The 13,057-nt window shown below is 71.2% G+C and carries 7 protein-coding genes; 6 read left to right on the top strand and 1 reads right to left on the bottom strand.

Features of this window, described 5'->3' with window-relative positions:
• The first annotated feature begins 89 nt into the window (after nt 1-89).
• Genes ACJ8AT_RS35970 through ACJ8AT_RS35995 form a run of 6 tightly spaced genes read left to right on the top strand, consistent with a single transcriptional unit; the run spans nt 90 to nt 12,221 of the window.
• Nucleotides 90-5,174, top strand: a complete 5,085-nt coding sequence (locus ACJ8AT_RS35970; RefSeq protein WP_407742490.1) for an amino acid adenylation domain-containing protein — start codon at nt 90-92, stop codon at nt 5,172-5,174.
• Entirely contained in the window at nt 5,171-8,155 is a 2,985-nt protein-coding gene (locus ACJ8AT_RS35975; RefSeq protein WP_407742491.1) for a type I polyketide synthase, read from the top strand. The genes ACJ8AT_RS35970 and ACJ8AT_RS35975 overlap by 4 nt, the downstream gene beginning before the upstream one ends.
• 5 nt (nt 8,156-8,160) lie before the next feature.
• Nucleotides 8,161-8,373, top strand: coding sequence for an MbtH family protein (locus ACJ8AT_RS35980; RefSeq protein WP_407742492.1), 213 nt, complete (start codon nt 8,161-8,163; stop codon nt 8,371-8,373).
• Nucleotides 8,370-9,671, top strand: coding sequence for an MFS transporter (locus ACJ8AT_RS35985; RefSeq protein ID WP_407742493.1), 1,302 nt, complete (start codon nt 8,370-8,372; stop codon nt 9,669-9,671). Before ACJ8AT_RS35980 ends, ACJ8AT_RS35985 begins: the two co-directional genes overlap by 4 nt.
• Nucleotides 9,664-10,491, top strand: a complete 828-nt coding sequence (locus tag ACJ8AT_RS35990) for a thioesterase II family protein (RefSeq protein WP_407742494.1) — start codon at nt 9,664-9,666, stop codon at nt 10,489-10,491. Before ACJ8AT_RS35985 ends, ACJ8AT_RS35990 begins: the two co-directional genes overlap by 8 nt.
• Nucleotides 10,488-12,221 carry an acyl-CoA dehydrogenase family protein gene (locus tag ACJ8AT_RS35995; protein ID WP_407742495.1) on the top strand — a complete coding sequence of 578 codons (1,734 nt, stop codon included), beginning with the start codon at nt 10,488-10,490 and terminating at the stop codon, nt 12,219-12,221. Before ACJ8AT_RS35990 ends, ACJ8AT_RS35995 begins: the two co-directional genes overlap by 4 nt.
• Nucleotides 12,222-12,301: 80 nt before the next feature.
• On the opposite strand, the gene ACJ8AT_RS36000 is transcribed toward ACJ8AT_RS35995, so the two are convergent.
• Complete coding sequence (locus ACJ8AT_RS36000) at nt 12,302-13,048, bottom strand: hypothetical protein (RefSeq protein ID WP_407742496.1); 747 nt, start codon at nt 13,046-13,048, stop codon at nt 12,302-12,304.
• Nucleotides 13,049-13,057 lie beyond the last annotated feature (9 nt).

The following is a 13,057-nucleotide window of genomic DNA, read 5'->3' on the forward strand; positions in this document are numbered from 1 at the left end:
GGAAAAAGCCCCCGTTATGATCTAGTTGATTATCATGCACAACCTGTTTTATATGATAATCCGCAAACATCTGACAACGGTGGAATCGAATGTTTCCTGGTGCTAACGGGCATTCCCTGGTTGACGGCTCTGTCGCTTCTCTCTTTAATAGAAGTGTAGAGACCACACCGGAAGCACGGTGCATTCGGTCTGGGTCCCAGTCGTGGACCTATGAGGAGCTCCGGGGGCGTGCCGAGGCCGTAGCCAGTGAGCTGGCGGCGTGCGGGATGGGTCTTGAGACCGTGGTCGGAGTGTTCCTGCCCCGAGGCGCGCACCTGGCCTCAGCGCTCCTGGGGACACTCCAGGCGGGCGCGGCCTACCTGCCGATCGACATCACCGCGCCCGCGGCACGGATCGCGGGGCTGCTGCGCGATGCCAACGTCCGCCTCGTGCTGACCGACGCCGCGCACGCCAGGCGGCTGCCGGCGGGCGAGCATGCCGTGCTCGATGTGACCACGGTCACCGCGCGCCCCCAGAGCGCGGGGGCCCCACCCGCGCCAGCCCGGCTGGACAACCTGGCCTACGTCATCTTCACCTCGGGCTCGACCGGCCGGCCCAAGCCGGTGGCGGTCTCCCACCGATCGCTGGCCAACCATGCCCGCGCCATCCAGGAGCGGTACCGGCTGCACGCCGGCGATCGGGTGCTGCAGTTCGCCAACCCGGCCTTCGATGTGCTTGCCGAGGAGCTGTACCCGACGCTGTGCGCGGGGGCTGAAGTCATCGTCATCCCCGATCCGACGATGCCCTCCGAAGAGTTCAGCCGCTTCCTCGACGAGCAGGGCGTGACCGTGGTCAACCTGCCCACCTCGTACTGGGCCCAGTGGACGCGCGACCTGGACGCAGGGAGCGCCGCCGTGCCCAAGTCCCTGCGGCTGCTCGTCGTTGGCAGTGAGCCGGCCTACCAGGAGACGCTGGTGCGCTGGCGCCGCCATTCGGCGGTTCCCGTGATCAACGCGTACGGGCTGACCGAGGCGACCGTGACGGTCACCACCGAGACGTTCGAGGCGACCCTGCCCGGCAGCGCCGAGACGCTGCCGATTGGCCGTCCGCTGGCCGGTTGCACCGTCCACCTCCTGGATGCCGATCTGGCGCCAGTCCCCGCGGGGAGCCCCGGAGAGTTGTACCTGGGCGGAGAGTGCCTGGCCCGGGGGTACCTGGGGCTGCCGGCGCAGACCGCGGACCGGTTCGTCCCGCATCCCGACCCGAGCAAGCCCGGGGCCCGGCTCTACCGCACCGGCGACCAGGCCCGGCTCCGCGCGGATGGGGCCTTGGAGTTCCTCGGCCGGCTCGACGGCCAGATCAAGCTGCGCGGCCACCGAATCGAGCCTGTGGAGGTCGAGGCCGCGCTGACCAGCCACCCCCTGGTCGCGCAGGCCCATGTCTGCACCGATCGCGACGCGCAGGGGGCCGTCCGGCTCATCGGCTACGTGGTGCCCAGCGACTCCCGGAGCGTCCCCAGCGGCGCCATGCTTCGCGCCCACCTGAGCGAGCGGATCCCCTCCTACATGGTGCCCCAGGCGTACGTGGTCCTCGACGCGTTGCCCCTGGGTCCCAATGGCAAGGTCGACCCACGGGCCCTGCCACCTCCACGGGCCTTGCAGTCCTCCGTGCCGTACGTGGCCCCGGCCGGTGCGCTGGAGGAGCGGCTGGCCGCGATCTGGCAAGAGGTGCTCGGCCTTGCGCGGGTGGGCCGCGACGATGATCTGTTCGATCTGGGCGGCCACTCGCTGACGGTGGCACGCATCGCCGCCCGGATCCGGGCCGAGCTCGGCATCGAGATCAGCGTACCGGAGGTCTTCGAGCACCCGAACCTCGCGGTGCTGGCGGCGCGGCTCGCCCAGGACGATGGCTCTCGGCCGACGCTGCCCGCCATCACGCCGCACCCCGGTGAGGACAGCGCTCCGCTGTCGTACCAGCAGCTTCAGATGTGGTTCCTGACCAAGCTGGCTCCGGACAGCATCGCCTACCACGCGCAGACGACCCTCCGCGTGCTCGGACAGCTCGACCTGGACGTGCTCGATCGCGTGGTGACGGAGATGGGCCGCCGGCACGAGATCCTGCGGACCACCTATCATGAGCAGGACGGCGAGCCGCGGCAGCGCGTCCAGCCGGCCGGCCCGGTCCGGGTCCGCCGGATCGATCTGACCCACCTCCCCGCCACCGAGCGGGCCGCGCGCGCCGAGGAGCTGGTCCAGGAGGAGCTGCACGAGCCCTTCGATCTGGCGCGGCTGCCGCTGCTGCGCTGGACGGCCATCCGGCTCGCCCCAGAGGAGTACGAGCTGGTCCTCGTGGAACATCACCTGGTCCACGACGGCTGGTCGTTCGCCCTGCTCATGCGGGAGCTGCGAGAGCTGTACCGCGCCTTCTCGGAAGGCCGGGACTCGCCGCTGCCTGAACTCTCCGTGCAATACCGGGACTTCGCCCGCTGGCAGCGCGAGGTGATGGACTCGCCGGTCATGCGGGCCCAGTTGGAGTACTGGCGCCAGCAGCTGGCCCAGCTGCCGGCGGCCCCCGCGCTGCCGCAGGATCGGCCCCGGCCAGCGGTGCAGACCTACCGCGGAGAGACGCTGCGCATCGAGCTGCCGCCCACCCTCCCCGCCGCGCTGCGGGCCTTCTGCCGCAGCGAGCGAGTCACGCTGTACACCGCGATGTACGCCGCCTTCACGCTCTTGCTGCGGCGCTACACCGGCGTGCATGACGTGTGCATCGGCTCGGCCTACGCCAATCGCCAGTCCCACCAGGTCCAGGATCTCATTGGCATGCTGGTGAACCCCGTAGTGCTGCGGCTGCAGGTGGAGGATGGGCAGACCTTCCGGCACCTGGCCCAGCAGGCCCGCGAGAAGATCCTGGGGGCCTCCAAGAACCAGGAGCTGCCGTTCCCGTTCCTCGTCCGCGAGCTCAACCCCCACCGCGACATCTCCGGCAACCCGCTGATCCAGATCCTCTTCAGCGCCAATGACTCGCCGCTGCCCCAGCTGGAGCTGGGGCGCGCGACCGGGACGGTGTTCGAGCGCGGCAACGGCTCGGCCAAGATGGATCTCGACGTGGTGGTGATCCCGCGCGCGGAGAGCCAGATGGGCGACGCCGGGCACACCGACGACCGCATCCTGCTGCTGTGGGAGTACAACGCCGATCTGTTCGAGCCAGAGACCATGCGCCAGATGGCCGATGCGTACCTGCGGCTGCTGGAGGATGCCGTCAGCCGCCCGGACGCCGCGCTGGGGGAGCTGCGGCTGCTCACCGAGCGTGAGCAGGAGCGGATCCTCCGCACCTTCAACCCGGAGCCCGCCGCGGACGCCGGGCCGCCGGTGCATCTGGCGGTCGCCGCGCACGCGCAGGCCCGCCCGGAGGCCCCCGCGGTGGTCACCGCGTCCGGGCAGCTCAGCTATGCGGAGCTGGACCGGCGCGCCAACTGGCTGGCCAGCTGGCTGCGGGCGCGGGGCGCCGGAGCCGAGCGCATTGTCGGGATCTGCTTGCCGCGGGGCGCTGACCTGATCGTGGCCCAGCTCGGGATCCTCCGCGCCGGGGCGGCGTTCCTCCCGCTGGATCCGGAGAACCCGGATGACCGGCTGGCATACATATGTGCCGACGCGCGGGCGGACGTGGTGGTGAGCACGGGGCCGTACGCAGGAAAGGTCCCCGCGGCCAGCCAGGTGGTGCGGCTCGAGGACCTGCCCGCGGGGCCTCCACCGGCCGACCCGCCTTCCCCCGTGGGCGCGCACGAGCTGGCCTACGTCATCTACACCTCCGGATCGACCGGGCAGCCCAAGGGTGTGCTCATCCACCACGGGGCGCTGTCGAACATGGTCCGCTGGCACCGGGCGGATTTCCAGCTCACCCCGGCGGATCGGATCACCCTGGTGGCCTCCCCTGGCTTCGACGCCTCGATCGGCGAGATCTGGCCAGCGCTCGCCGCGGGAGCGGCGCTGCACGTCCCCGAGCCCGACGTCCGGCTATCCCCGCGCCGCCTGCAGGAATGGATGCTGGAGCAGCGGATCACCCTCAGCGATCTGCCGACACCGCTCGCCGAGGCGGTGCTCACCTTGCCGTGGCCGGACGACACCGCCCTCCGGGTCATGCTGACCGGCGGCGACCGGCTGCACCTCCGGCCCCCCGCGGAGCTGCCCTTCCCGCTCATCAACACCTACGGGCCCACCGAGAGCACCGTCATGGTCACCTCCGGTCCCGTGGCGCCCGCGGACAGCCAGGCCGGGCCGCCGGACATCGGCCGCCCCATCCCCGCGACCACGGCGTACGTGCTGGACACGGAGCTGCGGCCGGTGCCGGCCGGCGTGCCCGGCGAGCTGCACCTCGGGGGCGCCGGGTTGGCCCGCGGGTACCTGGGGCAGCCCGGCCTCACCGCCCAGCGGTTCGTCCCGGACCCGTTCACCCCCGGCGCCCGCTTGTACCGTACCGGCGACCTGGTGCGGCACCTCCCGGACGGCACCCTCGAGTTCCTCGGCCGTACCGACGCGCAGCTCAAGGTGCGCGGGTTCCGGATCGAGCCGGGCGAGGTCGTCGCGGCATTGCGCGCTCACCCGGCGGTCGCGGACGCGCACGTCACCGCGCGGCCCCTCGCCGGGTCCCCGGGTCCGCAGCTGGTGGCCTATCTCGTGGCGGCGCAAGGGGCGGTGCAGCCCACCCCGGCGCAGCTGCGAGAGCACCTGGTCTCGACGTTGCCCGCCTACATGGTGCCCAGCCGGTACGCCTGGCTGCCGGAGCTGCCGCTGACTCGCAACGGTAAGATCGACGAGCGAGCCTTGCCGGAACCCCCGGCCCCCGCACCGATCACCGGGGACGGCGCGCCCGATACCGCGCTGGAGCGCCAGCTGGCCGCCATCTGGCGCCAGGTGCTGGGCCTCGAGCAGGTGGGCGTGCACGACAACTTCTTTGATCTGGGCGGCCACTCGCTTCAGCTCGGCCAGGTCCATCACCGGCTGATCAGCGAGCTGCAGCGGGAGCTGCCGCTGCTCGAGCTCTTCCACTTCCCCACGATCCACGCGCTCGCCCGGCGCCTGGAGGCGGGCGCCAACACGCCCTCGCCAGACCGAGGGGCTGAGCTGGCCGCCCGGCGCACCGACGCCCGGAGCCGGCTGGCCCGCCGCCGCGACAGCCTTCCTCGGACACACAAGTGAACGCGAGGACCGAACAGGAGCAGGAGGTAGACGTCAGCGCCGACAGCCCGTGGCTCGCCGTCGTGGGGATGGCCTGCCGGTTTCCTGGCGCGGCCAGCCCCGAGGAGTTCTGGGAGAAGCTGGCCGCCGGGGTGGAGTCCATCTCCGCGCTGGGGAGCCCGGACTCCAACGGGTACCAGGCCGCCTGCGGCGTGATCGAGAACGCGGACCGGTTCGACGCGGCCTTCTTCGGCTACTCGCCCCGCGAGGCCCTGCTGCTCGACCCGCAGCACCGCGTCTTCCTCGAGTGCGCGTGGGCCGGGCTGGAGGACGCCGGGTATGATCCGTCCCGGTACCCGGGCGCGATCGGCGTGTACGCAGGGAGCAGCGAGACCCGCTACGCGCGCGCGCTGATGGCCCAGCGGCACCGGCTCGGGGGGACGTCCGAGTTCCAGATCCGGCTCGCCACCGGGATGGACTTCCTCACCACCCGGGTGGCGTACAAACTGGGGCTGACTGGCCCGGCGATCACGGTGCAGACCGGCTGCTCCACCTCGCTGGTGGCCATCCACCTGGCCGCCCAGGCGCTGCTGACGGGCGACTGCGACATGGCCCTGGCTGGGGGAGTGACCGTCCACGTGCCGGCGGACCCCGGGGAATACACCGAGGGAGGGATCCTCTCGCTGGATGGGCATTGCCGGGCCTTCGACGCCGCGGCGAACGGCACGGTCGGCGGTGATGGGGCCGGGGTGGTGGTGCTGCGCCGGCTCGCCGACGCGCTGGCCGACGGCGACACGATCCGCGCCGTCCTGCGCGGCTCCGCCGTGAACAATGATGGCTTCGACAAGATCGGATACACCGCGCCAAGCATCGAGGGGCAGGCGCGCGTCATCCGGGCGGCGCAGCTCATCGCCGAGGCCGCCCCCGAGACGATCAGCTACATCGAGGCGCACGGGACGGGGACCCCGCTCGGAGACCCGATCGAGCTCGCCGCGCTGACCCAGGCTTTCCGGCATGGAACCGATCGCCGGGGGTTCTGCCGGATCGGCTCCGTCAAGACCAACATCGGCCACACCGACGCGGCGGCGGGCGTCGCCGGGTTCATCAAGACGGTGCTCGCCCTGCAGCACCGGGAGGTGCCGCCCAGCCTGCACTTCACCGCGCCGAACCCGCAGATCGATCTGGCCGCGAGCCCCTTCGTGGTCCCTGTGCGCCGGACCCCGTGGGAGGCCACGGGAACGCCGCGCCGGGCCGGGGTCAGCTCGCTGGGCATTGGAGGCACGAACGCGCACGCCGTGCTGGAGGAGGCGCCCGCCATGCCGCCCACCGGCCCTGGACGCCCGTGCCAGCTGCTGGTCCTGTCCGCCAAGACGCGCAGCGCGTTGGATGCAGCGAGCGGCCGGTTGCTCGAGCAGCTGAACCGCAATCCCAGCATGGCGCTGGCCGACGCCGCGTGGACGTTGCAGACCGGCCGCAAGGAGCAGCGGCACCGGCGGTTCGTGGTCGCGGAGCGGGCCCCGGACGCGGCCGCGAGGCTGGCCGAGGCGATCTCCACAGGACTGGCCGGCGACGCGGCGGAGGAGCGGCGCCCCCAGGTGGTGTTCCTGTTTCCCGGCCAGGGCGGTCAGCACATCGGGATGGCGGAGGAGCTGTACCGGCACGAGCCCGCGTTCGCCGCGGCCGTCGACGAGTGCGCCGAGCTGGCCCGGGCCCCGCTCGGGCTCGACCTGCGGAGCGTGCTGTACCCGGCCGGCGATCCCGGGCGCGCGGCGCAGCGCCTGAACTCGATGACGGTGGGCCAGGTGAGCATCTTCGTCGTGGAGTACGCCCTGGCCCGCCTGTGGACAGCGTGGGGCGTGCGGCCTGATGCGGTGCTGGGACACAGCCTGGGCGCATACGCGGCGGCTTGTACCGCCGGGGTGTTCTCCCTGCCTGACGCGGTGCGCCTGGTCGTGGCGCGTGGCCAGTTGCTGGACACCCTCTCCGAGGGCGCCATGCTCGCCGTGCCACTGCCCGAGCAGGAGGTCCGCGGGCTGCTTGGGGATGAGCTCTCCGTGGCGGCCATCAACGCCGCCGCCCAGTGCGTGATCTCCGGCCCGGCCGCCCGGATCGATGCGCTGGCCGCCGCGCTGAGCGCACGCGGCGTCGACGCGCGGCGGCTGCACATCCCCGCCGGCGCGCACTCGACGCTGGTCGAGCCGATCCTGGCTGAGTTCGAGAGGCGGGTGTCCGAGCTGCGCCTGCAGGCTCCGTCGATTCCCTGGGTCTCAGAGACGACAGGCACCTGGGTCACCGGCGAGGAGGTGACCCGCCCCAGCTACTGGACGGCGCACCTGCGCCAGCCCGTGCGGTTCGCGGATGCGCTGACCACGGTGCTCAGGCGCCCCGGACAGGGGCTCGTCGAGGTTGGCCCCGGCCGTACCTTGATCACGCTGGCCCGCCAGCACCCAGGCATCGGGAGCACGCTGACGGTGCCGACGCTCTCCCACGCCGCCGAGTCCGTCTCGGATCTCTCCGTCGCGCTCACGGCGGCCGGGCGGCTCTGGGCGGCGGGAGTGCCGCTCCACTGGGCCGGGTTGCACGAAGGTGAGCGGCGCCGCCGCGTCTCTCTGCCGACCTACCCGTTCCAGGGCCAGCGCTACCGGGTGGAAGCGCCCGAGAGCGCGCAGGCCGCTCCGGCCGAAGCCGAGCCGATCCGGCCCCCGGAGCCACCACGGGACGACGAGAGGCCGCACGGCTTGCGGCAACTGACCGAGCGCGAGCACGCGGTCTGCAAGGCCTTCGCCGAGATCCTCGGCGTCACCGGAGTCGGCCCCTCCGACAACTTCTTCGATCTGGGCGGTGACTCGTTGATAGCGACCCAGCTCACCGCCTGGGTCCGGCGCGCATTCCAGGTGACGGTGTCGGTCCGGGAGGTGCTCACCCGGCCCACTCCCGGCGCGCTGGCCGCCCTGCTCGACAGCCGTCTGTCCACCCCATCCCTGCCTCAAAAGGAGTCCTGACACCCATGTTTGAAGATCTCACCGATCGTCAGTACTGCGTGGTCCGCAATGCCGAGGAGCAGTACTCGATCTGGCCGGCCGATCGAGCGCTCCCAGCCGGCTGGGCCGCGCAGGGCGTCACCGGGACGAAGGCCGAGTGCCTGGCCTACATCGAACGCACCTGGACGGATCTCCGCCCCCTCAGCGCCCGGACCCGCGGGCCGGTGCAGCCGCGATGAGCACGCCCACGCCAGAAGAGCGCCCGTCCAGCCTGTGGCGGCACCGCGATTTCATGCTGCTCTGGAGCGCCCAGTCCACCAGCCTGGTGGGCTCGCAGGTGACCCTCATGGCGCTCCCGCTGACCGCGATCCTGCTGCTGCAGGCCACGCCCATGCAGGTCGGCCTGCTCACCGCGGCGGGGTATCTGCCCTTCCTGCTGGTCGGCTTGCCGGCCGGCGTGTGGGTGGATCGGATGCGCCGCCGTCCGATCCTGATCGCGGCCGACGTGGGCCGGACGGTGTTGCTGTTGGCGATTCCAGCCGCGTACGCACTGGGCGTGCTGCGGTTGTGGATGCTGTACCCGATCGCGTTCTTCACCGGGATCCTGTCCCTGTTCTTCGACGTCGCCCATCAGTCCTACCTGCCCTCGCTGGTGTCGCGTGACCAGCTCGCGGAGGGCAATGCCAAGCTGGAACTCTCCTTCTCGGGGGCCCAGTTGTTCGGCCCGGGCCTCGGTGGCGTGCTGGTCCAGCTCCTGACCGCGCCGTTCGCCATCCTGGGCGATGCGATCAGCTACCTGGTGTCCGCCGTCCTCATCCTGGCCATCCGCCGTACCGAGCCTCCACCGGCCAGCGACGAGGGGACAGCGGCCAGCCTCGGCGAGCAGATCAAGGAGGGGCTGCGCTACGTGCTGGGCCACAAGCTGCTGCGGCCCATCGCGCTGACCACCGGCATTGGCAACCTCTTCGATCTCTACGGCATGGTCGCGGCCATCCTCACGCTCTACGCGGTGCGCGAGCTGGGGCTGTCACCCGCCGCGCTGGGGGGGGTGCTGGCGGCGGCCAACGCGGGCTCTCTGCTCGCGGCCACTCTCAACGGCCGGCTCGTTCAGCGCTTTGGGGTCGGCCCTGTGCTCGCGGCCTCCTCGGTCGTCCCTGGGCTCGCCGTCCTGCTGTTGCCGCTGGCGACGCCCGTGACCGCGGTGCCCGTCCTGGTGATCTCGCTCGGGTTGGCGGGCTTTGCCATCGCCCTCTACAACGTCAACCAGATCACCCTGCGGCAGACCGTGACGCCCGACGCGATGCAGGGCCGCATGAACGCGACGATCCGCTTCCTCATCTGGGGCACCCTGCCGATCGGCACCTTCCTGGGAGGCCTGCTCGGCGGCACCATCGGGCTGCGCCCCACCCTGGTCATCGCCGGGATTGGGAGCACCGTGGCAAGCCTTCCGCTGATCCTGTCCTCGATTCGCTCCTTGCGGAGTGTGCCTTCCGCCGAGCTCGAGCCGGTGGCAACGGTGGTGAGCGCCAATGGCTGACACCGATCCGAAGGGGCCACGCGAGCGGCCGGGCCACACGGGGGCTGACCGGGAGGCTGGCGCCGCATGGCTGGCCTGCCGGCAACGCCGCCCTGAAGCCACCGCGCGCATGTACTGCTTTCCCCACAGCGGCGGCTCCCCGGGTGAGTACCTGCGCTGGTCGGACGGGCTGCCTGGGCTCGAGCTCTGGGGGGTGAATCTACCGGGCCGAGGGCGGAGGATGTCCGAGGAGCCCTACCGGCGTCTGGAGGATCTGGTCGGCGCCATCGCCGACGCTGTCGACTTCCGGCCCCCCTTCGCGCTCTTCGGTCACAGCCTGGGCGCGGTCGTGGCGTTCGAGGTGGCGCGCGCCCTGCGTGACCGGGGTGGACCGGAGCCACGGGCGCTGCTCCTCTCCTCCTATCAGGCGCCGCACCTGCCTCGCACCGACCCTGACGTGCACGGGCTGCCGGACGAGCAGCTCCTGCCCATCGTGGAGCGGCAGTACGGCGAGCTGTCCACGGCGCTGCGTGACGATCCGGACTTCCGGCAGTTCACGCTGGCCTACCACCGGGCCGACTTTGAGATGATAGAGACCTACCGCTATGCCGAGGGGCGGCCGCTGTCCGTGCCGTTGACCGTTGTGGGCGGGACGGAGGACTACCCCAAGGAAGCGCTGGAGGCCTGGGGGCGGCACACCACCGGCCCGTTCTCCGTGCGGCTGTTCCCCGGCGATCACTTCTACCTGCGAGCGCAGCGCGAGGGCCTGCTGCGCCTCATCACGTCCACCCTGACGCCCAGGCCCGCGGCCCCGGTGCCTTCACCCCAGAGGGTCGCATGACAGACGGCGGGGTGAGCGGCCAGCCCGGCTTCCTGGCGGAGCTCTTTCTGGGGCGCCTTCGCTGCGACCTGCTCCAGCCGTTCCCGGAGCAGGATTTGGAGGAGCGGGCGGCGGGCGACGCAGCCGTCGCCGAGCTGTCGGAGTTCCTTCAGCGGCACGTCGATCCGACCGAGCTCGACGAGACCCGCAAGCTCCCCGACGGCCTCCTCGGCCAGCTCCAGGAGCGCGGGTTCCTGCGGCTGCCAGTGGAGCGGCGGCTGGGGGGCCTGGCGCTGTCGCCCTACAACACCTTCCGCGCCATCCAGGTGGCCGCGAGCTGGTCACCCCCGGTGGCGCTGATCCTGGCCCTGAGCAATGGGCTCGGCTCGGCCGCCTACCTTCCATTCCTTCCCGAAGGGCCGTTGCGCGAGATGATCGCCGCGCGGGTGGCAGAAGGCATCGTGTCCGGGGGCGCGGACACCGAGCCCGCAGGGGCGGCCAACCGCTTGCGTACGACCACCGCGACGCCGGTGGAGAACGGCGCGGCGTACCTGCTCAACGGCGAGAAGATCTACATCGGCAATGGGCCGGTGGCCGACCTCATCGATGTGTCGGCGACCCTGCGTGAGGGCGGGCGGGAGCAGGTGCGGCTGTTCTTCGTGGACTCGCGCAGCCCGGGCTTCCAGGTCGCCGAGCGGCATGAGTTCCTCGGCCTGCGTGGCGCGCCCAACGCCCGGCTGGTGCTGCGCAACGTGCGGGTCCCCCGCGAGCACATGCTGGCCGGAGACGAGGACGAGTGGCGGCTGTCGCCCCAGATCGCCTCGATGGCCGCTACCGCACGGATCTACATCATCGGCGCTCCGTCGCTGGCGATCGCGAAGCTCTGCGCTCACTGGTCGCGCGACTTCCTCTCCCGCCGGAGCGTGGACGGCCGCCCGCTCGGCGGGTACGAGCAGATCCAGCGCATGCTGGCCGAGTCGTTGGCCGAGACCTTCGCCATGGACAGCGTTGTGGCCTGGGCGCTGCTCGGGGCGAAGCGCGCGGACACCCGGTACGAGCGGGTCGCGGCCAAGAACATCACCTCGTTGACCAGCTGGCGGATCATCGAGCGGACCCTGTCGCTGCTGGGCGCTGAGGGGTACGAGACGGGGCCCAGCAAGGCTCGCAGGGGGGTACCGGGGCTGCCGGTCGAGCGGTTCCTGCGTGACGCCCGAGGTCTGCGCATCGCCGGTGGGGTGGACTTCCAGGTCGACTTCTGGGCAGCCCAAGCGGGCCTGCTCGCCTGCTACTACCCGGCGGATGGCCGGGTGCCGGAGCTCGAGACGGCCGGGCCAGGCCTGACGATGCCTGGACTGGACGCCCGTAACTCCGATCACCTGGCGTATACCGGAGCTCAGGTCACCCGGCTGGCACAGACCTGCCTGGAGCTGGCTCGGCGGTATCCGGATCCGGAGGCGCTGTACGCCCAGGAGTCCGTGGTGGTGGCGTTGGGACAGCTCACCCGGGAGCTGTTCACCATGGCGATCGTCCTCGCGCGGGCCGCGCACCTGGCACAGCAAGGCCAGGCCGAGGCGGGGGATCTCGCCGACATCTACTGCTGTGCGGCGCGGCATCGCGTCGAGGGCACCTGGCTTGGCCTGTCCGCCAGCCCGGAGCCTGACTATGCCGGCGTCAGCCACCGGTGGTTGACCCGCCGCGCCTACGACTCCCTGGCGCAGGATGTCCTCAGCAAGGTGCCGGGGCTCGCATGAGCCACCCCGGGGCCCTTTTCCTTGGGCAAGGCCGTGTCAGCCGGCCTCCTCGCGGAGGAGGAGGCCGATCCGAATGAGCTCTACCCGCCGCAGCCGATCCGCTGCGTCCCGATGATGATGTCGTCGTACCAGAGCTCGTCCTGCTCGCTGTGGTAGGTCTCGAAGCCGAACCAGGCCTTGGCGTACTGCGGTGACCACTTCGACAGGTTCGCGTTCCAGTTCGTCGCGTGCAGGCCCGTCACCTCGACGTTGTCGAACCACACGCGCAGCTCGTGCTGGGCCCCGTCGAAGAAGGCCTCCACGCAGTGCCACTCCCCCTCCTTGAGCTGGACGCCTTGGGCCGGCTGCCCCCAAGGCCCGGAGAGCTGCTCGTACTCGTTGTTCGGCTGGATGAGGTTCGTCTCGAGCACGTACTGCTGGAAGCCGATGCGCACCATGCGCTGGTTGTCCGCCGAGCCCGCGCCGAAGTAGGTGCTGTGGCCCTCGCCCATCGGGTTCTTCGAGCGCATGAAGACGCGCGCATAGAAGCTGTTGTGCTGGGGCGGGAAGGGCCGGGTGGTGGTGAACAGCACGGAGCGGAAGCTCTCCTGCCCGGTGCCCACCACGTGCACCGACTTCGTGCCCGAGTGCGCCTGGGTGCCGTCAATGGAGATGCTGCCCAGCTGGTTGAAGACCTGGACCTGCCACGACACCGGGTCGGGTGCTCCGCCCACGGTGGCCTGCTCGAAGTCGTCACAGAGCAGCACTCCGTTGGCTCCGCACGCGCTCACTCCCGGCCCGGTGCCGAGGAGATCGGAGTCGGGCGCGCTCGAGTCGCCGCAACCCATGGCCACACC

Source organism: Hyalangium sp. (assembly GCF_045802625.1).
In the GTDB taxonomy this organism is placed as follows: domain Bacteria; phylum Myxococcota; class Myxococcia; order Myxococcales; family Myxococcaceae; genus Hyalangium.